This is a genomic window from Pedobacter antarcticus, from assembly GCF_900103515.1.
In the GTDB taxonomy this organism is placed as follows: domain Bacteria; phylum Bacteroidota; class Bacteroidia; order Sphingobacteriales; family Sphingobacteriaceae; genus Pedobacter; species Pedobacter antarcticus.
The window spans coordinates 1-19,051 of sequence record NZ_FNGZ01000009.1; the positions used below are offsets into that span (position 1 = coordinate 1).

Genomic DNA, 19,051 nt, shown 5'->3' on the forward strand with positions numbered 1-19,051 from the left:
ATATCCTAAACTTAAGCAAGCTTACAACTTAAGCCTAAACCTGAGTAACATCTTCGAGAAAACCACCGACAAACTTTATGGTCTGGCAAGACTTGCCAAATGGCATGAGGCAGTAAGGCAATCAGGCTTTAAGTCGTTCAATACGATTTCAAGATCCATTCAGCACCATTATGAAACCATCCTAAACTACTTTGATAGTCGTTCCACGAATGCTTCAGCTGAGTCTTTCAATGCAAAGATAAAGGCATTTAGAAGCCAGTTTAGGGGAGTAAGAAGCACTGAGTTTTTCTTGTATCGCCTCACCCAACTTTATGCTTAAAAACACCCTTAGTCCACAAGTTTTTGACTTGATCCGAGCAAAGCGAGCGCATTTCTGTTTGAAGCCCCCCCTCCGGGATCAGCGAGCGAAGCGAGCTAATCCCTTTCTTGAAGGATAAACCTCAGAAATAATTATATGGGAACAATAAATTTACAATTAATCCCCAAAGTGTTGTATGAGCAATACAAGAAGATTGTTTCTGGGAATGCTCTGCTCAAATCTTTTAACAAATTAGAAGATGCCGCCCTTTCTACAGATGATTTTAACTTTAATCATGCTGTAGCATCAGTTTATTCCAGCAAAATTGAAGGGGAATCTATTATAATAATATAAGAGCTTTAGGTCTGGAATATCAGCATCTGGACTATTCAAAAGCTTTACCATTTTTATTGATGTTACCAAAGTCTGTAACGGATAAAGAGTAAAAGCCAATTCAATTAGAAACCAGGATAGTAAAGATCTAAAAATGCAGCCCCCCCTTCAGAGATCAGTGAGAGCAACAAGCTAATCCGTAAGTGTAATAGATGAATCTACTCTCAAATGGTTTCAAATGTAAACTATGGGGTTTAATCTAATTTTTTACAATGCAATTGCGTAGTAAGCTAGATTGCAAATCACGAAAGAACTATTCAATGAAAACTCGACTTCTGCTAGCCATAGCATCGTTAATCTACCTAACGATCGGATGTAAAAGTGATTCAAATTATGAAGCGAAGAATATGCTAACTAAATCGTTAGTGAGCACCTAGATTAAATCTATTGATTCGCAAGGAATGATACAGATATCGCAGTCCTCTTACGGACCCGTGAATAGAGATTGCTTAACTGAAATATTAAATAAATATAAGTTTGAAATTCCATTTGAAGAAACCTTTCAAGCACAGGAAACAGATACTATAGCCTGGTCAAAAGAATTTTTCAGTACTGATTCAGTGAAAATATTAAGCAGCCGGGAAAGAAGCTCCATTTCTAGAGATATTGCGCCATTTGATGGGGAAACATTAGACAAAACATTCTACGTCATTTCAAAGCCTATTTTTTCTAAAGATCAAAATTTTGCTATTTTAAAAAAGTATTTCTTTTGTGGTGGACGTTGCGGACAGGGAAGTGTTCTCGTTTATAAAAAGAAAGGTAATGATTGGGTTTTAAAAGAAGATATTTGCCCTATAGTTTCGTAATTAATTCCATTTTCGTTCAGGGTCGGTATTCTGGTTGCCCCATTCCAGTTTACTCGGAAACGCGGTTTTTCATTTTTATCATATCAAATGCAAATTTCTTATAAACAAATAAGGGATTTGTACTTAAGTAATCTGCTAATACCCGTTCTTCATTTTCTGTGGCTGTTTCAAAATAGATCTTGCTAAATTGATTCAGATTCTTATCATTTCTCGCGTTTTCTTCAGATAAGGCACTTACCTGATCTGTAAGTGAAGCAGATGAATCAGGTAAATGACCCATAGTAGAGGAAATACCTGAAAAAACTTCTTTGAACTCACTAGAGATTTCTGGAGCATCTGGATAGTATCTGATATACCAGATCAACACTTTTAATAAGGTGCCCCAATCTTTGCCTTTTTTATTTATCAAATATCTGAGCGCAAAAGGCCGGACTTCATCCATTCGTCCAAGATCAGTACTTCTGGTTACTGCACCAGATATTGTACTGTTATACTTGCTAAGCATTTCATCTGAAAATTGCGACAATAACTCTAAACCTACTTCAAGGGATTTTTCAGGAAGTCCATTACTGACATATACAAGACTAAGCAGATTTTTAGCTTCGATTCTTGAAGAATCCAGTTCCGCGTGGCCTTCGCATGCGCTACAAAATGTTTGTATCTCATCTACATATTTTATATCTAGTTTAGATATAATGACCTTATGACAAAGTGCTGAAAACTCCGGGATATTAGTTGTCTTCATAAATTTCAATTATTTCTGCATCGGAAACCTTAATTAATGGTACTAATATAGCCCACCCACCGCGCCTGCTGACATTTAATCAGCGTCCAGTCTAAGATTAGATCTATACTCCTAAGATAAACAACATTATTAACGTAAAACAATTTACTTACAATAAACTTCCTAATAAATTCCACAGGAAATTGTTAATTTTATCCTTAAATTTAATAACCAAAAAATGAAATTAAACAAATTAACGATCTCAAGTTTAGTATTTCTTTCAATGAGCTTAAGCTCTTATGCGCAAGATGCGATAACCTGGAGTACATTTAGAAATGGAAGTAAGGTTGCAGATACTGTAGCTCTAGGCGATTACTTACCACTGAGGGATAACGAAGTATATGTAGAAGCAGTTATTGAACTCCCAAATACATCAAAGCAAGAGTTATTTTCACGTTCCAAACTAGCAATTCAGAAGACCTTTGCGAACAATAAAATGGGGACTTCGAATTATGATGCAGAAGCTGGAATTAGCAGTATCAACAATTTCTATGATATCAGTGATATGACAGCTTTAAGTGCCTTCGGCTCAAATCCAAGTACTGATCAGTATTATTTTAATGCAGTATTGTCGATCATAGTTAAGGATGATAAATACAAAATAAAAATGGAAGTTCCTCAGTATACGTACGGCCAATCATCCAGATATAAGACATATTCGGACTTCCAATCGCAAAGTAAACCTGTAGGTTCCCTGGCTAATTCTAGGCAAAACGGTAAACGACAAAGAATGAGAGTGTTGAAAACACTTAATGACAAGATGCTATCTACTTTTAATTTAGTCCAAAAAGAGATGTCAAAAAAGCTTGATACAGATTTTTAATCTAAATAATCTCCCTGATTTGAGATCAGGGAGATTATCTTTTCATTGTTTTATATAATAAACAATTGCAATGAAAATGATTAATATATTAAACAAACAATATAAATCTGGCTTTTTCTCTTTGTTGTCTGGTAAAACCGGTATTAGTATTTTTGTTGCTATTTTAAAATATCCAAATTATTCAATTGCCCATCCGCTAAAATTTGTATTTTCATCCAGAGTTACTATTGAAGTTCCGACACCGCCATTATGGCTAAACCTACTCTATTAATTCTATGTTTACTAAAATATCTGTACTAGTCACACTCATTGTATATACCTGCTTCCAATCGCTATTTGCTCAAAACCTATATTCTAAAGTCTATGGAGACCGCAAGAACCCACCACTGATTTATATACATGGCGGCCCCAGAGGAAACTCAACTTTATTTGAAGGTACCACTGCACAAAAGTTAGCAGACCTGGGTTTCTATGTGATCGTATATGACAGAAGAGGTGAAGGCCGTTCCAAAGATAGTTCAGCTAATCTTACCTTTGATGAGGCATCTCATGATCTAAATAACCTGATAAAACAATATGGGCTAAAAAAAGTAAGCCTGATAGGGCATAGTTTTGGAGGAATTGTTTCGACCTTATTTACGAATCAAAATCCAGAAAAAGTTGATCGGCTGATCTTGGTAGGTGCTCTTTTCGCGCAACAGGAGAGTTATGACTATATACTTCGTACGGGCGCACAGACGGCTACAGCACAAAATGATACAGCATCCATACGCAAGATAAACTATATAAATACTTTAGATAAACGTGGGGCTGAATATCGTCAGCTAACATACGAGATTGCCTCTCGTTTTGGATATTTCAAAATGCCCAAGCCTACAGAAGAGTCGAAAAACGTAAACAAAGAATATGATACTGGCGACTTTTATAAGTCCAACATACGCAATAATCAGGCGCCTGTTTTATTTTACAAGAATGAATCCCACGTAAATATTGATACAAAGCCTATCTTAAAAAGCCTGTCAACTAAGGGTGTAAAACTATTTGCTATCTATGGAGCGAATGACGGCATTTTCTCTTCCAAACAAATCTCAGATCTAGAGAAAATTACCGGTAAGAAAAAACTCTATATTATCGAAAATTGTTCCCACTACCCATTCGTAGATCAGCAAAGTCAATTCCTAAAAATAATGAGGAGTATAATGGAAGAAAAATTGAAAGCCCCGCTCGCTTAAATTCTTCACCTCTCCTCCCATTCATCGTTAAAGCGATTTAGCTCATTTGGTTTTAAAAAAAAACACACCCGTCCAATCCCAGCAAATATTTGATTAATTACAAAAAACTTATAGCTTTATTCGGTCAATACAACCTGATTCAATAAACCAAAACTCTTGAACGGAGAAAAAATAATTAAGGAAAATCTGCCGGAACCCCGCCAGGAAGATCACCAGAGGCGTGCCTATACTGATTTGATCAAAAAGTATTCTAAGCAGCTTTTCGATTTTGGCTATCGGTTTTGTCCGGATGAAGACATTGTCAAAGATTGTATCCAGCAACTTTATCTTGATTTATGGAACCGGCGCTTTGATATTAGTGAAAATTCTACCATTAAATCCTACTTATTTAAAGCAATTAGGAACCGGGTTCTGCGTGAAAAAAACAAATGGTTCAAAGAGGAACTACTCGAGGAAGACTACGGCTTCGTATTAGATTTTGCCATTGACAGCAAACTGATTACTGATACCGCCAACCTGGAACTCGCACAGAAAGTCAGGAAGGCCATACAAACGCTGCCGGCAAGACAGCGGGAAATAATTTATCTGAAATTTTTTGAAGACCTGGATATTCAGCAGATCTCCAGCATTATGAATATTAACAAGCAATCTGCTCACAACCTACTCCAAAAAGCCTACTCGAGCCTTCGGGCAGACTGGAGCGTGCTATTCCTATTATTCGCCACAACCCTGCAGCTTTACCGCTCTTAACCAGCATTTCGCTTCTCTATCGGTAAAATTAAAACGCTGTTTTACAACACATTAAAAATAATATCTAAAAAAAACATTTGCAACAGGGGTAATATGATGCAGTATCAGGGTATTACTATTAACCAAATATTTCCTTATGAACGAATACCGGAACTACGAAGCGGAAGACTTTCTGTGCGATGGATTTTTTATAGAATGGGTACTAAATCCAAAACCCGAACACCGGGTATTTTGGCAAACCTGGCTAAGCGAAAATCCAGACCGCCGCGAACACGTAAGAAAGGCTGTTGTAATTATAAGGGCATTGCAGATCAAGCCTAACGACAAACAATTGTCAGATCAGGACGTAGCAGATATGTCCGAACGTTTTCTCCATTCTATTACGCCAAAGCACTCTCGCCTATTTAAGTTATCTACCCGCTGGACGGCTGCAGCTGCTGTACTCTTGCTTGTTGTGGGAACGATCCTTTTCAAACAAAACAGACAGTCCCCTGATATTCTGGCAACTACACAATCCAGCCTTGTTAAAGTATACAATGATAAACAAACACCGCAACTCCTTCAGCTCGCTGACGGGAGTATCGTCGTTTTAAAATCCCGCTCGGAAATAACTTATCCGTTAAAATTCAGCAGTACGAATCGTGAAGTATTTTTAAAGGGAGAAGCATTCTTTGAAGTAAGGAAAGACTCACTTAAAGCATTTCTGATTCATACGGGCAATATGGTAACTAAGGTACTTGGCACCAGTTTTACTGTTAGCGCTTACGATGGCGACAATGGATTCCGGGTTATGGTGAACACGGGTAAAGTAGAGGTATCCAACAACCAAAAAAGTGCTGATGGCAGCGCTAAGGCATCGGTAATTCTGACGCCTAACCTCCAAACGGTGTATCAACCTAAATTATCATCATTTAAAACAAACCCAGTGAGCATACCCCTTATTCTCTCACCTGCACTTGCTAAAAAGGAATTTTCATTCACCAATGCCCCCCTCCCGGTTATTATTAAAAAATTGGAACAAGCCTACGGCGTAACAATCAGTTATGATAAGGAAAAATATGAAGAGGTGACTGTGACAGCCTCGTTGTCAAAGTTACCGCTGGATGAGAAAGTGCGCGCCATTTGTAAAGCCATTGACGCAGTTTACGAATTCAAAGATGGAACCATCTCTATAAAATAGACCCAAATAAACCACAAACCTAAATCCTATGCGTATGAAGATATAGAAACCATAATTCATAAAAAAACCGATAGTATTCGAAGTACTACCGGTTTTTAATGCAAGCCCCTCTAAATGATTCCAGCCATTAGATGACGCAGCCTTTTCAGGCTGTGCCGGGGCTTTTTGTTGAGTTGATAATCACTATAACCCATTCAAAAATATGAAATATAAAGATCTACTCGTAAAAATTATGAGAATAACATTTTTACAGTTAACTATTTTGTTTTTAGTATTTGGCACTACGCTTGCAAAAGACACCAAGGCGCAAGCAGTTCTGAAAACGAAAATCACTATTAATGAGCCATCCATTTACCTTGACCGGCTTCTAAAGCAACTGGAGAAGGACTACAGCGTCAATTTCGTTTACAGCCCGCGTGTAGTGGACGCTAAAATGAAGGTGAATGCCTTTAGCCAATTACGTCCCCTATCGGAACTGCTCGATCAGCTTTTAGCACCGTTAAATCTGGAATATGAGGCCGCTGATGACGTAATTATCATTTCAAAAAAGCAGTCCGTAAAGAGTATACAGAGTAATATCATGGCCGATATTGCCATTACCGGTAAAGTGGTAGACGAAAAGACCGGAGATCCTTTGCCAGGCGTAACTGTGAAGATGAGGGATGCAGGTTCCAGTGTAGTAACCGATTCAAACGGGATCTATAAAATTACTGTCCCCAACGAACAGGCCATACTTGTATTTTCATATATCGGTTATAAGCAGGAAGAAAGAGCCGTCGCCCAGTCAAAAATCATTAATGTAGTCTTGACACTCAATCAAAGCAATCTAAGCGAAGTTGTGGTGGTGGGTTACGGAAAGCAAAAAAGAACAACTGTGACCGGAGCAGTCACCAGTGCGAATCTCGAACCTTTCAGGGATGCCCCGAATACAAATATTGCACAAAATCTTCAGGGTACAGTGCCAGGCCTGAACGTAGGCCCGGTAACCAAAGCAGGCTCAACACCACAAATAACAATCAGAGGTCAGAATACGATAAATGGTAATAGAAATGTACTCATCATTCTTGATGGTATACAATATAATAATTCACTGGAATCAATTAATCCGGATGATATAGAATCAATTGACGTATTGAAGGATGCATCTTCAACTGCTGTATATGGTGCACAGGCAGCGAATGGCGTAATCCTGGTCAGTAGTAGAAAAGGTAAAAATAACACAAAACCACGGATCTCCTTCTCTTCATCTTATACCACCCAAAATCCTTCAGGTAACCTGAGACCACTGAACAGGGAAGAAACACTTGAAAAGGTTCGGAAAATGTATTATACAGAAGCCTTTCTTGCCCCCGGATATACGCAACCCAACCCCGATTTTAATCTGGCTAATAAAGTAGATATTTCCCAGCGCGATGTTAACGGCAAGATTGTAGACACTGATTTTAACTGGAATAAGGCTGGTAGTCAAAAAGGTTTTATCCAAGACAATCAACTGAGTATCTCCGGTGGAGGAGAGAAAGTAAGTTATCTGATCTCCGGAGGGTATACCAATCAGAAAGGATATATTATCAATGATCTGTTTAAACGTAAAAGTTTGCGTGCAAATATTGAGACACAACCGACATCCTGGTTAAAAATAGGATTACAGACATTTGGTTCATTCGTGAACCAGGATGGTGCCGAGCCGGGACTTACCGACCTGAGACGGACATCGCCTTTGAACTCTCCATATAATGCCGACGGCACACTGAAACCAAACCCTTATGAAGGAAACAATTCATCCAATCCCTTCCTTACCTATGATGTAGATGACTATGAGCGCCATAATTATTATTTCGCCAATATTTATGCCGACGCTAATATTCCTTTCATTAAAGGTTTAAACTACAGGTTCAACTTCGGTAATAATGCCCGCACCGATAACCATTATTTTGCCAGTAAATATGGCGCCGGTCTTACAGGTGAGGCCTACAAACAGAACCAACAGTATTATGATTATATGCTGGATAATATTCTCACCTACTCCCGCACTTTCAATAAACATTCCATAAACGCAACGCTGGTGTATGGAGCTATCGAACGTCAAAATGAATCCACCGAGGCAAAAGCAAACGGATTCACCAGGCTTACTTTAGGCTATCATAATTTGCAACAGGGCACCAACAGATTTACAACTTCAACGCATGGTCAGAATCATTAAACTACCAGATGGCGAGGATAAACTATGCTTTTGACGGTAAATATTTAGTGACCGCCACCCTGAGACGCGATGGATTCTCGGGCTTTGCAAAAAATAGTAAATACGGAATTTTCCCTTCGGCCTCTGCAGGTTGGGTATTCACAGAGGAATTTTTTCTAAAAAATCTTCCATGGCTTAATTTTGGTAAACTGAGAGTAGGTTACGGCGTAAGTGGAAATCAAACTAGCCGTTACAGTTCACTGAGCAAAGTATCAACTCAACCTGCCTATGTTTTTGGAGACGGCGGAACCACCCAATATGGTCAGTATATAGATATACTGGGTAATCCAGATCTCAAATGGGAGCGCACCTATGAACTGAATACAGGACTGGATTTCACCCTGTTCCAAAGCCGTCTAACCGGGAGTTTTGATTACTACAGTAGAAAAACCAGAGATCTTCTATATAGTGTGGATATTCCGAATATTACTGGTTACAGCAAAATAAATACAAACATTGGAGAGATTGCCAATAAAGGTTTTGAACTTAGTCTGAGTTCTAAAAATATTGATGGCAGATCTTTTAAATGGAATACAACTTTTTCATTTTCGAGAAATGTAAACAAGGTCATGAAGCTGCTTGGCACTGGTGACTTAGTCGCTAGTAAGTTATTCATTGGCCAACCGATCAACGCTGTATTTGATTACCGGACCAATGGCATTTATCAAATTGGAGAAACAGCGCCCGTCGGCTATAACACGGGTAATTACCGGGTGATAGACCTAAATGGTGATGGTGTTGTAAATACAGCTGACAGATCGATACTCGGCTCCGAAGACCCGGCTTACCGGTTTAGTGTCCTAAACAGTTTTCAATACAAAAACTTCAGCTTAAGTATATTTATCAATTCGATTCAGGGTGGCCATAAAGGATACCTGGGCAACAATAGCCAGTCTTGGATGCTTAGTGACAATAACATTAGATGGAACTATCTGAGTGCAGTGGATTTCTGGAGTCCAGGTAACCCTGACGGAGAGTATCCTATGTTCCAGAAAGCCCCAACAATCAATCCTTCCGTATTTCGCAACCGCAGTTTTATCCGCCTGCAGGATGTCACGCTGTCCTATAAGATAGCGAACAGTTTCACCAAGAAAATGGAAATTCAAAACCTAAGTGTATTTGCCAGCGGAAAGAACCTCGTGACCTTAACCAAATGGAAGGGTTGGGATCCGGAAATAAGCGAGGGCGGCCTGAATATAGATGGTCGTCCACTGCTGGTGGGCTACTCATTTGGACTTAATTTAACCTTCTAAATCGTATTGAACATGAAAAAAATATCTATTATAACTGCCCTGTTTATTTCCATTTCGGTGTTTTCCTGCAAGAAGGGTTATCTGGATGAAACACCCAAAGACTTTTTAAGCTCATCCAACGCCTATATCACGAATGCAGATTTTACGATCGCTATTAACGACATGTACAGGGTAACACGCACCGAATTTTACACCAGGGATGAAAACTATCCTTTTGACTATTTATATGGCTGTGACATTGTCTATGATGGACAGCCTGACCCGGCAAGGCATACCAATATGGCTGCAGCCTATGTGCCCAGTGGGGGCCGTAACATTCCCCTTACGCACTGGTCTGCATTTTATAAGATCATTTCTGAAGCCAATGTTATAATCAACCGCATATCTACTTCGGAAATGACAGAGGAACAAAAGAAACTAGCGACTGCAAAAGCATCTTTTTTCAGGGCATTTTCATATCGTAGCCTGGCTTACCTGTATGGTGGGGTGCCTTTGGCATTAGAAGAAATCAGCGTGCCAAAGACAGATTATGTCCGTGCCACTAAAGAAGAGGTATATGCGCAGTGTATTGAAGATCTGAAATATGCCGTGGCTAACCTGGCCCCTATTAATGCCGTTCTGGATGGCGAAATTAACTCCGCAGCAGCTGCCCATTTGCTAGCTGAAGTTTACCTTGCTGCTGGTGAGTACCAAAATGCGGTGGATGCCGCCACCTCGGTAATCGGTAAAGAACCTGTAAGTTTAATGCGGAACCGGTTTGGCACAAAATCGACTGTGGCTACAGGTAATGTATACTGGGATCTTTTTCAACCAGGTAACCAAAACCGCAAATCTGGGAATATGGAAGGTCTTTGGGTAATTCAATTGGAAACAGATGTTCCAGGGGGCTCAGCTGTATCAACCGGACAAGCTGGTAATTACCTCCTGGAGAGACATCACGCACCTTATTTGGCCCAGATCACTAAAATCCCTAACCCTTTTCTACATCCTGTAAGTGACCTTACCGGTGGTCGTGGAATAGGCTGGGCCATTTCGACTGATTACTTTAGTAATGTGATCTGGCAAAGTGACTTTAACAATGATATTCGAAACGCCAATATTAACTTTGTCAGGGACTTTAAGGCTACCAATCCGGCTTCTCCACTTTATAACACAATTATATCTACTGCCAATCCGCCATCGGGAATTACGACGCCTTCAAGGCCATTTTATGCCTTTCAGGCCAAATCTACTACACCAGGCGGACACCCTTTAAACCTAATTGCAAATCCTGCGAATGGTCTGCTGAAAGCGACTGCGGGTGGCACTTATCTGGATCAATATATGTTCAGACTGGCAGAAACCTATCTGATCAGAGCAGAAGCTTATATGGGACTTAACCAGAACGCCCTTGCTGCTGCAGATATAAACGCTGTACGTAGTCGCTCCAATGCTTCTGATGTAAGCGCCGCCAATGTAAATATTGACTATATTCTGGATGAGCGTATGCGCGAATTGGGTGTCGAAGAAAAACGCAGACTAACATTGATGCGTTTAGGCCTATGGTATGACCGTGTAAAAAAACACAATCCGTATTACAGTGATGCGTTACCAAAATATAACTTATGGCCTATTCCTGCAGATGAGATAGAAAGAAACAATACAGCGGTACTTACTCAAAATCCTGGTTATTAATGCATACTATTGGAGCGGTATGTGCCGGCTGTGCTGACAAAACACAGGAGGTAATAGCTTCATCTTAAAAACAAATATTATGAAAAATTTAAAGATCTACTTAGTCCTGATTTTACTGCCGCTGGTATCTAAGTCCTTCGCCCAACAGCAAGAAAAGCCGGGCCCTTCTCCACGAGCAATATGGTCGGTAGCACAGGCACAGGAATGGCAAAAAAAATGGGGCTGGCTAAGGGGAAGTAATTTCACCCCAAGTACTGCCATCAACCAGTTAGAAATGTGGCAAAAAGAAACTTTCGACCCTGAAACAATCAGCAAAGAACTCGGTTGGGCAGAAGCAATCGGGATGAATTCTATGCGCGTATATCTGCACCATGCTGCCTGGCAACAAGACAAGGAAGGATTCAAGAAAAGAGTGTCTACTTACCTTGACATAGCAGAAAAACACCATATCTCTACCTTGTTTGTGTTTTTCGACGATTGCTGGAATCCTACCTATACCATAGGGCGCCAGCCAGCCCCCAAGCCCGGAGTACATAATTCTGGTTGGGTAAGAGATCCTGGACCACTTTATCAACAGGATCCTAAACTTGAAAAAGTATTGGAAGCTTATGTCAAGGACATTTTAACTACGTTTAAAGACGACAAGCGTATTGTACTCTGGGATCTTTATAACGAGCCTGGAAATTCTAAAAATGGCAATGAAAGTTTACCATTATTGAAGAAAGTATTTGAATGGGCGCGCACTGTTAACCCCACTCAGCCACTTTCTGCGGGCGTTTGGGATTTCAAGCTGAAAGAACTGACCGACTATCAGCTTAAAAATTCTGATGTGATCACTTACCATAACTATGATGGTGTAAAAGAACATCAGCAGGCGATAGATACGCTTAGAAGTGTGTCTAAGCGTCCGCTGGTTTGTACAGAATACATGGCCAGATCCAGAAACAGCTTATTCAGCACAATTATGCCTCTTTTGAAAAAGGAAAACATCAGCGCTTATAACTGGGGACTTGTTGATGGAAAAACAAATACAAAATATACCTGGGACAAGCCGACCCCTGCAGGTAAAGAACCAGAACTTTGGTTCCACGAAATTTTCCGCAAAGATGGTACTCCATATAAAAAGGATGAGGTCGAGGTAATCAAAAACTTAACTGGAGTATCAGAAGAGAACTAGTGTAAAATCGCGCTATCCTTTGCTATATTTAATCGTAGAAAAATAATATTGCTTTTTGTATAATTTCTTCGATATTTGAAATAGCCCCTAAAAAACAATCTCGAAATAACCTAAACCAAAACATTTTTAAACAGCATGGAAAAATCACGCCGTACTTTTATCAGGCAAGTTGCATTGGCTAGCGCCAGTGTATTGCTTCCTAAAACCAGTTGGAGTAATGCCAAGAGTTATAAACGTATTATTGGAGCTAATGACCGCGTAAGGGTTGGTGTCGTGGGCTTTTCTGACAGGCACAAAAGTTCACATATTCCAAGTTTCATGAGCCACTATAAAGAACTTAATTTTGAAGTTGTCGGTGTGTCAGATATCTGGAAAAACCGCAGGGAGGAAGGTGCTGCAGTCTGGAAAAAGCAAATGCAGAATGATGTAAAAGCTTACCGGAACAATGAGGAATTATATAATAGCAATACAATTGATGCGGTATTTATCAGCACTGCAGATTTTCAGCATGCCAATCATACTATTGAAGCTGTAAAAGCAGGGTGTGATGCCTATGTTGAAAAGCCATTTGCTGAAACCATGGAAGAAAACCGTGCCGCACTTAAGGCTGTCAGAGAATCCGGAAAAATTGTTCAGATTGGCTCACAGCGCAGAAGCGGTGCCAATTACCATGCTGCTAATGATTTCATCCGCTCAGGAAAATTTGGCCCCATTACTATGGTTGAATTATCATGGAATGTTAATCAGCCGGGACGCTGGCGCAGACCCGAACTAATAGGACAACTAAAAGAGGATGAGACCGATTGGAAACGATTTATCATGAACCGGCCTTACGAAGCTTTTGATCCCAGAAAATATTTAGAGTACCGTTTGTTCTGGCCGTATTCTTCTGGGCTCCCGGGCCAATGGATGAGTCATCAGATTGATACTGTACACTGGTTTACAGGACTTAAGCATCCACGTAGTGTGGTGGCCAATGGCGGTATTTACCAATGGAAAGACGGCCGCAGAAACTGGGATACCATTTTGGCTGCTTTTGATTACGGCCCGCTTGATGATCTTTCAAATGGTTTTCAGGTTACTTTCAGTTCTCGGATGCATAATGGAGATGAGAATCCCGCAGAGATCTATTATTCAAATGGGGGCGAATTAAACTTGAACACCAACAAAGTTTCTCCTCAAGGAGGCTTAACAAAGAACATGGCTGCTGCGATGAATATGCAGCCAAACCTGCTTCCGGAAATTAGCCTTAAGAGTACAGAGAAAGTAATTGCTTCTGCTAACACCGGTGGTGACATTATGACGTCAAATCATATACGTAACTGGATGGAATGTGTACGCAGCCGTAAAGAACCAAATGCACCAGTGGAAGCTGGTTATAGTCACTCTATAGCGAATATTATGACTACTGCCGCAGTACACACTGGCTATAAAGCAACATTTGACGAAAAAAGACAAGAAGTTATAGCAAATGGCAAAATATTTAAATACTAAATGATGATCAGATTTAAAATTTTGAGCTTTTTTATACCGCTTATGACCTTGGCTCCCATTCTATTTGCCCAAAAGAATCTGCAGGTTAAAGTGCTGAAATCGGCGAATGAAAATAAAGTGGATATTTCCATCGGGGGAAGGCCTTTTACAAGCTTCCTATATCCGGATTCACTGGAAAAACCGGTACTTTATCCGCTGCGCGCAGCCAGCGGTACTGTCGTTACGCGCAGTTTCCCGTTGGAGTCAAGAGCGGGCGACCCAACCGATCATCCGCATCATCTCGGAGTTTGGTTTAACTTTGAGAGTGTGAACGGTCTGGATTTCTGGAATAATTCCTACGCTATCCCTGCAGATAAAAAGAAGCTGTATGGCTGGATACGAACTGATCGTATTCTGGAGACAAAAAGTGGCGATACGGGTGTACTAACTTACCACGCGAACTGGACTAACGAACAAAAAGATATTATACTGGAAGAGACAACCCGATATGAATTTAGCGGTGATGGCGACCAGCGTATAATTGACCGTTTTACGACTTTAAAAGCAAATAAAGATGCCGCTTTTAATGACGCTAAAGATGGAATGCTCGGAATACGCCTGGCCCATGAACTTCAGATACCTGATGCCGAAGATGCGAAGCTACTTGACAAGGACCGTTTAGCGACTGGAAATTATGTAACCAGCACCGGCAAAACAGGAAACGATGCCTGGAGTTCCAGAGCCGTCTGGTGCAAAGTTTTTGGTAAGATGGGTGCTGATTCGGTAAGCATCAGTATCATAGACCACCCTAAAAACATCAATTACCCAACTTTCTGGCATGCCCGGGGATATGGTTTGTTTGCTGCTAATCCTCTTGGCGAAAAGATCTTCACCAACGGTAAATCCGAGAAGAACCTCCATCTTAAAAAGGGAGAGTCGGTAACTTTCCGATATCGGATTGTTATTAACAATGGCAGACAAACTATAAGCGCAGCTCAACTTAACGCACTTGCCGGAAGTTTTGCCAAAAAATAAACGTTGTTACCGACTTAGTGCCAGATGAATTGATTTCTCTACCTCATCATCTGGCATTTTGTTATGTTTGTTTAAATAAAATTAAAATCTGTATACAACAAACTGGTATTTTAGCAGTTATTAACCTAATGCTATCACTACGAACACGCTTTCTGAAAAAAAATCACAGGAGATCGAACTGATTGTGAAGGATTCTGGGCACAGAAACCAAATTATAGCAAAATCAAAATGAAAAAAGGACGCTTACTTATTATTGCTGGATTACTCTTGTTCTCTCCTGGTGTTTTAAAGGCACAAAATGGCTTCGAACAGTTATTAAAAGCTGGCCCCGCCGATGCCACTAAATTAGTTGAAGCCTACGGCAAGCCGTTGTTAAAGGGTTTCGGTCTGGGAATGAATAGCGGCTGGACCAACAGTGCAAAAACACTTGATCTTTTTCATGTTGATGTTCGTGTTACGGCTACTGGTGTAGTGGTACCAGCGTCTGACAAATCTTTCAACGTAAGCAAGATCGGTCTATCAAGTAATATCGGTCCTGCAGTTCCTGGTAAAGTAATCTCCCCCACTTTCAGCGGCAATAGAAATACAAGTGGTCCGGAAATGAATATTTACGATGATAACGGGAAGAAGATTACTTCATTCCATTTACCGAGGGGGATATTTGAGGACATAGTACCTACACCCCAGATACAGGCCACTGTTGGTCTTATTCAAAATACCGATTTTACCGTTCGGGCAATGCCGAAAGTGAAAATAAACAAGGATTTTGGATCTATATCACTAATTGGTTTTGGTATTAAACATAACATTGCGCAAGATTTCGCAGTTGCGGGGCTATCTGTGCCTTTTGACTTCGCTGTAGCTTTCAGTTATAACAGTCTTAAATACGAAAAACGTCTAAATTTGCAGCCTGAGGGTTTTGCAGTTCCTGCCGATAAAGAGCAATCAACAGACTTTAGTAACCAGAAGATATACGGCCAATTCGACAATTATTTGTTTCAGGCAATTTTCTCTAAAAAGATTTCATTTTTCACTCCTTATGTAGCCTTGGGTTATAACACTTCCAAGGCGGAAGTTGGTATAAAAGGTAATTATCCTATCGCAACAGATGTAACGTCCGACCAGATTTTATACACAACGTATACAGATCCGGTTAAAATTGAAAAAACATACGTCGACGGTTTTCGTGCGGACATGGGTTTTGAGCTTAGATTTCCCATCATCAGATTATATGCTTCTTATGGAATTGAAGGTAACTACAGACTTGTAAACGCTGGCATAGGAGTCGGACTATAATATGAACCAAACTTCTCAATCTGCCGGGGTAATAACGGTTGTAAACACCGAATCAATTCAAAATACAACTCAAAAAGTAGCGTATCTTTCCTCATTAACGGCCTTACGTGGCATTGCTGCATTATTAGTGGCTGTGTTCCATTTCGAAATGGCTGCTGCACGCTTCGTTCCCGCCGATCAAACAATGTTCTTTGAAAAATGCTACCTTATGGTAGATCTCTTTTTCATCATGAGCGGCTTCATCATGCTACATGTGTATAGCGATCAGTTTCAAGACAAAATACAGGCAAGTACATTGAAGAACTTTCTGGTCGCCCGGTTTGCAAGGATCTACCCACTTCACCTTTTTTCGCTCCTGTTACTGGTAGTAATCGTACGCTGGATTACTGATTGGGGTAATCCACCTATTCTTCTGGAACAGCCATCTGATATTTTGCCAAACATATTGTTACTCCACTCTTTTGGATTCACAAAGATATACTCGTGGAATATCCCCTCCTGGAGTATTAGCGCGGAGTGGGCAGCATACCTCCTATTTCCAGTAATTGCAATCTGCATTAATAAGAAAAAGGCTGTTTCGATTATCCTGTTTGCAGTTCTGGTTTTAGCTGCCTACTATTCTATTATGTATGTACTTCCACGAAAAAACCCAATAAACCCCGCAATACCAGTCCCACATAATCTAAATACAACGTTTGACTATGGATATATCCGCGGGATAGCCGGATTTACCACTGGCATTCTCATCTACCTTGCTTATGAACTGCAAGCCATCAGAAAAGCGTTTTCCTCAGATCTGATTTCTGTGTTTATAATTCTTGGGATTATTGTATCGATGCACTTTTCTCTAAATGATGGAATCACTGTTTCTCTATTTGCAGTTCTGGTACTCAGTTTTACAGCCAATAGTGGCAGAATAGCTAAAATCTGCAGCGGGAAAATTCTACAGTTCCTGGGAAATATTTCCTATTCTATTTACCTGATGCAGATTTTTCTTCAGGAGCCATTTTCGCATGGTATATATTTGCCGGGAACTATTGGCATAGGAAGAGGTAAACAAAATATTGATTTCTCCAGTGGAATGCTTTATTGCATCATATATTTAATCCTGCTTGTGCTTATTTCATACGTTACCTATCAATGGGTGGAGCGCCCCAGCAGGAAATTTATAAATAGAATTTGGGGCAAATAAAATTATTTATCGAATAGCCTGACGGTAATTGGACTACTTATTATATTATAATTGGACTACATACGTATTTCAATTTTAACCTAATTTTGATACCATCAGAAAGAAATTAGAATTAGCCATGGAATTCAATATTCAACCTTTTTTAGAAAATGAGACCTTTATGCTGCAACCTTTGCTGGAACAGGATTTCAAGGTTTTATATAATGTAGCTGCAGATCCAAAAATATGGGAGCAACACCCTAATAAAGACCGCTGGAAAGAAGATGTATTTCAAAACTTTTTTACCGGAGCAATTCAGAGTAAGGGTGCTTTTTTAATCATAGATAAAGCTACCGGAGATGTCGCGGGAAGTACCAGAATTTACGATTACGACGAAACAGATAACAGCATATTGATTGGTTACACTTTTTATGCTACCCGGTACTGGGGAAAAGGTATCAATTCATCAGTAAAAAAAATGATGCTGGATTACCTTTTCCAATTTGTATCAAAAGTATCCTTTCATATCGGTGCCAGCAACATCCGCTCGCAAATAGCTATTGGTCGTTTAGGAGCCCGGAAAGTTACTGAACAGGAAGTTACATATTTTGGAGAATCACCTAAATTAAACTTTGTATATGCAATTGAGAGCGAGGAATGGAATAATAGGAACAATTCAAAGTATAAAAACGAATGAATATTTTCGATCTGATTATTTTTGATAAAGAGCAGACAAAGCTGGACGATATCTTCCTGAACAGAGAAAATAGAAAAAGTGTGGAACTGCTCATTAAGGAGTATTCTTATATAGAAGAGCTACACCGATACGGTCTTCCAGTAAATAACAAATTATTGCTGCATGGCAGCTCAGGCTGCGGTAAAACAACGACAGCCAAAGCAATCGCCAATGCTTTAGGGAAACCTTTGCTGATCCTCAACCTGAGTAATGTGATCTGCTCACGAATCGGCGAAACTTCACAGAACATCAAACAGGTTTTCGACAAAGCTGCACGTGAAAAGGCCGTGTTATTTCTGGATGAATTTGATCAGATAGGCAAAGCACGTGATCATCAGGATAAAGATGTCGGGGAAATGAGAAGACTAGTTAATACATTGATTCAACTAATAGATTATTTTCCGGAAAGGTCTTTATTAATCGGCGCAACCAATCACTTAGCAATCATTGATATAGCATTGCTCAGACGTTTTCAATTAACTATTGGCTTCGAAATGCCTACGCGGTCTGTTCTGGATATTTATTACGATAAACTTTTGGAAAGGTTCCCTGAGCACATGCAGATTATCCAAAGAAAATATGATGTATCCTATGCAGAAGCTAAAGACGATGCTTTCACCCAGGTAAAAGCTGCACTAATTACAAACTTAGAATTAAAAAATAAATCTTAAACCGGAATTGCAGCCTGTTCCAAGACCGGAATGCAGCTTGGATTATCTATGCTTCAGAAA

The 19,051-nt window shown here is 39.9% G+C and carries 19 protein-coding genes; 18 read left to right on the forward strand and 1 reads right to left on the reverse strand.

Features of this window, described 5'->3' with window-relative positions:
* From BLR53_RS15655 to BLR53_RS15665, 3 genes are all read left to right on the forward strand, one after another.
* On the forward strand, window positions 1-319 hold a 319-nt coding region (locus tag BLR53_RS15655; protein ID WP_143007893.1), incomplete at its 5' end, for a transposase.
* A 135-nt stretch (window positions 320-454) separates the two neighbouring features.
* Window positions 455-652, forward strand: a complete 198-nt coding sequence (locus tag BLR53_RS15660) for a hypothetical protein (protein ID WP_074591052.1) — start codon at window positions 455-457, stop codon at window positions 650-652.
* A gap of 440 nt (window positions 653-1,092) precedes the next feature.
* The gene (locus tag BLR53_RS15665; protein ID WP_074591055.1) at window positions 1,093-1,497 is read left to right on the forward strand and encodes a hypothetical protein; all 405 of its coding nucleotides are present in this window, start codon (window positions 1,093-1,095) and stop codon (window positions 1,495-1,497) included.
* 49 nt (window positions 1,498-1,546) lie between these two features.
* Here the strand turns inward: BLR53_RS15665 and BLR53_RS15670 are convergent, their stop codons facing one another.
* Window positions 1,547-2,242 (reverse strand): hypothetical protein, encoded by a 696-nt coding sequence (locus BLR53_RS15670; RefSeq protein ID WP_074591057.1) that lies wholly within the window; start codon window positions 2,240-2,242, stop codon window positions 1,547-1,549.
* Window positions 2,243-2,504: 262 nt separating this feature from the next.
* On the opposite strand from BLR53_RS15670, the gene BLR53_RS15675 reads away from it, so the two are divergent.
* The 15 genes from BLR53_RS15675 (at window position 2,505) to BLR53_RS15740 (ending at window position 18,991) form a co-directional block, all read left to right on the forward strand.
* Window positions 2,505-3,104: a DUF4468 domain-containing protein gene (locus BLR53_RS15675; RefSeq protein WP_074963903.1), complete on the forward strand. Its 600-nt coding sequence runs from the start codon at window positions 2,505-2,507 to the stop codon at window positions 3,102-3,104.
* 70 nt (window positions 3,105-3,174) lie between these two features.
* Window positions 3,175-3,375 carry a hypothetical protein gene (locus BLR53_RS15680; protein ID WP_074591059.1) on the forward strand — a complete coding sequence of 67 codons (201 nt, stop codon included), beginning with the start codon at window positions 3,175-3,177 and terminating at the stop codon, window positions 3,373-3,375.
* Between the two features lie 4 nt (window positions 3,376-3,379).
* Entirely contained in the window at window positions 3,380-4,336 is a 957-nt protein-coding gene (locus BLR53_RS15685; protein WP_074591062.1) for an alpha/beta fold hydrolase, read from the forward strand.
* Between the two features lie 156 nt (window positions 4,337-4,492).
* Complete coding sequence (locus BLR53_RS15690) at window positions 4,493-5,086, forward strand: RNA polymerase sigma factor (RefSeq protein ID WP_051759608.1); 594 nt, start codon at window positions 4,493-4,495, stop codon at window positions 5,084-5,086.
* A gap of 136 nt (window positions 5,087-5,222) precedes the next feature.
* Window positions 5,223-6,266 carry a FecR family protein gene (locus BLR53_RS15695; RefSeq protein WP_074591067.1) on the forward strand — a complete coding sequence of 348 codons (1,044 nt, stop codon included), beginning with the start codon at window positions 5,223-5,225 and terminating at the stop codon, window positions 6,264-6,266.
* 232 nt (window positions 6,267-6,498) lie between these two features.
* Complete coding sequence (locus BLR53_RS20250) at window positions 6,499-8,466, forward strand: SusC/RagA family TonB-linked outer membrane protein (protein ID WP_218122991.1); 1,968 nt, start codon at window positions 6,499-6,501, stop codon at window positions 8,464-8,466.
* 8 nt (window positions 8,467-8,474) lie between these two features.
* A complete protein-coding gene (locus BLR53_RS20255; RefSeq protein WP_218122992.1) occupies window positions 8,475-9,758 on the forward strand; it encodes a SusC/RagA family TonB-linked outer membrane protein in 1,284 nt (427 codons plus the stop codon).
* Between the two features lie 12 nt (window positions 9,759-9,770).
* A complete protein-coding gene (locus tag BLR53_RS15705; RefSeq protein WP_074591070.1) occupies window positions 9,771-11,432 on the forward strand; it encodes a RagB/SusD family nutrient uptake outer membrane protein in 1,662 nt (553 codons plus the stop codon).
* Between the two features lie 79 nt (window positions 11,433-11,511).
* The gene (locus BLR53_RS15710) at window positions 11,512-12,609 is read left to right on the forward strand and encodes a cellulase family glycosylhydrolase (RefSeq protein WP_074591074.1); all 1,098 of its coding nucleotides are present in this window, start codon (window positions 11,512-11,514) and stop codon (window positions 12,607-12,609) included.
* Window positions 12,610-12,744: 135 nt separating this feature from the next.
* Window positions 12,745-14,103 carry a Gfo/Idh/MocA family protein gene (locus BLR53_RS15715; protein ID WP_074591076.1) on the forward strand — a complete coding sequence of 453 codons (1,359 nt, stop codon included), beginning with the start codon at window positions 12,745-12,747 and terminating at the stop codon, window positions 14,101-14,103.
* 42 nt (window positions 14,104-14,145) lie between these two features.
* The gene (locus tag BLR53_RS15720) at window positions 14,146-15,117 is read left to right on the forward strand and encodes a DUF6807 domain-containing protein (RefSeq protein ID WP_074591224.1); all 972 of its coding nucleotides are present in this window, start codon (window positions 14,146-14,148) and stop codon (window positions 15,115-15,117) included.
* Window positions 15,118-15,345: 228 nt separating this feature from the next.
* Window positions 15,346-16,413 carry a DUF6588 family protein gene (locus BLR53_RS15725; RefSeq protein ID WP_074591078.1) on the forward strand — a complete coding sequence of 356 codons (1,068 nt, stop codon included), beginning with the start codon at window positions 15,346-15,348 and terminating at the stop codon, window positions 16,411-16,413.
* Between the two features lies 1 nt (window position 16,414).
* Window positions 16,415-17,605, forward strand: coding sequence for an acyltransferase family protein (locus BLR53_RS15730; protein WP_074591080.1), 1,191 nt, complete (start codon window positions 16,415-16,417; stop codon window positions 17,603-17,605).
* 118 nt (window positions 17,606-17,723) lie between these two features.
* Window positions 17,724-18,281: a GNAT family N-acetyltransferase gene (locus tag BLR53_RS15735; protein ID WP_074591083.1), complete on the forward strand. Its 558-nt coding sequence runs from the start codon at window positions 17,724-17,726 to the stop codon at window positions 18,279-18,281.
* Window positions 18,278-18,991 carry an AAA family ATPase gene (locus tag BLR53_RS15740; protein ID WP_074591085.1) on the forward strand — a complete coding sequence of 238 codons (714 nt, stop codon included), beginning with the start codon at window positions 18,278-18,280 and terminating at the stop codon, window positions 18,989-18,991. Before BLR53_RS15735 ends, BLR53_RS15740 begins: the two co-directional genes overlap by 4 nt.
* The last annotated feature ends 60 nt before the right edge of the window (window positions 18,992-19,051 follow it).

Bases quoted from the DNA above. Each gene is read 5' to 3' on its own strand.
- BLR53_RS15680 (WP_074591059.1), top strand. From the start codon at position 3,175: ATGAAAATGATTAATATATTAAACAAACAATATAAATCTGGCTTTTTC.
- BLR53_RS15710 (WP_074591074.1), top strand. From the start codon at position 11,512: ATGAAAAATTTAAAGATCTACTTAGTCCTGATTTTACTGCCGCTGGTA.
- BLR53_RS15740 (WP_074591085.1), top strand. From the start codon at position 18,278: ATGAATATTTTCGATCTGATTATTTTTGATAAAGAGCAGACAAAGCTG.
- BLR53_RS15675 (WP_074963903.1), top strand. From the start codon at position 2,505: ATGAGCTTAAGCTCTTATGCGCAAGATGCGATAACCTGGAGTACATTT.
- BLR53_RS15665 (WP_074591055.1), top strand. From the start codon at position 1,093: ATGATACAGATATCGCAGTCCTCTTACGGACCCGTGAATAGAGATTGC.
- BLR53_RS15735 (WP_074591083.1), top strand. From the start codon at position 17,724: ATGGAATTCAATATTCAACCTTTTTTAGAAAATGAGACCTTTATGCTG.
- BLR53_RS15670 (WP_074591057.1), bottom strand. From the start codon at position 2,242: ATGAAGACAACTAATATCCCGGAGTTTTCAGCACTTTGTCATAAGGTC.
- BLR53_RS15685 (WP_074591062.1), top strand. From the start codon at position 3,380: ATGTTTACTAAAATATCTGTACTAGTCACACTCATTGTATATACCTGC.
- BLR53_RS15715 (WP_074591076.1), top strand. From the start codon at position 12,745: ATGGAAAAATCACGCCGTACTTTTATCAGGCAAGTTGCATTGGCTAGC.
- BLR53_RS15730 (WP_074591080.1), top strand. From the start codon at position 16,415: ATGAACCAAACTTCTCAATCTGCCGGGGTAATAACGGTTGTAAACACC.
- BLR53_RS20255 (WP_218122992.1), top strand. From the start codon at position 8,475: ATGGCGAGGATAAACTATGCTTTTGACGGTAAATATTTAGTGACCGCC.
- BLR53_RS20250 (WP_218122991.1), top strand. From the start codon at position 6,499: ATGAGAATAACATTTTTACAGTTAACTATTTTGTTTTTAGTATTTGGC.
- BLR53_RS15705 (WP_074591070.1), top strand. From the start codon at position 9,771: ATGAAAAAAATATCTATTATAACTGCCCTGTTTATTTCCATTTCGGTG.
- BLR53_RS15660 (WP_074591052.1), top strand. From the start codon at position 455: ATGGGAACAATAAATTTACAATTAATCCCCAAAGTGTTGTATGAGCAA.
- BLR53_RS15720 (WP_074591224.1), top strand. From the start codon at position 14,146: ATGACCTTGGCTCCCATTCTATTTGCCCAAAAGAATCTGCAGGTTAAA.
- BLR53_RS15725 (WP_074591078.1), top strand. From the start codon at position 15,346: ATGAAAAAAGGACGCTTACTTATTATTGCTGGATTACTCTTGTTCTCT.
- BLR53_RS15695 (WP_074591067.1), top strand. From the start codon at position 5,223: ATGAACGAATACCGGAACTACGAAGCGGAAGACTTTCTGTGCGATGGA.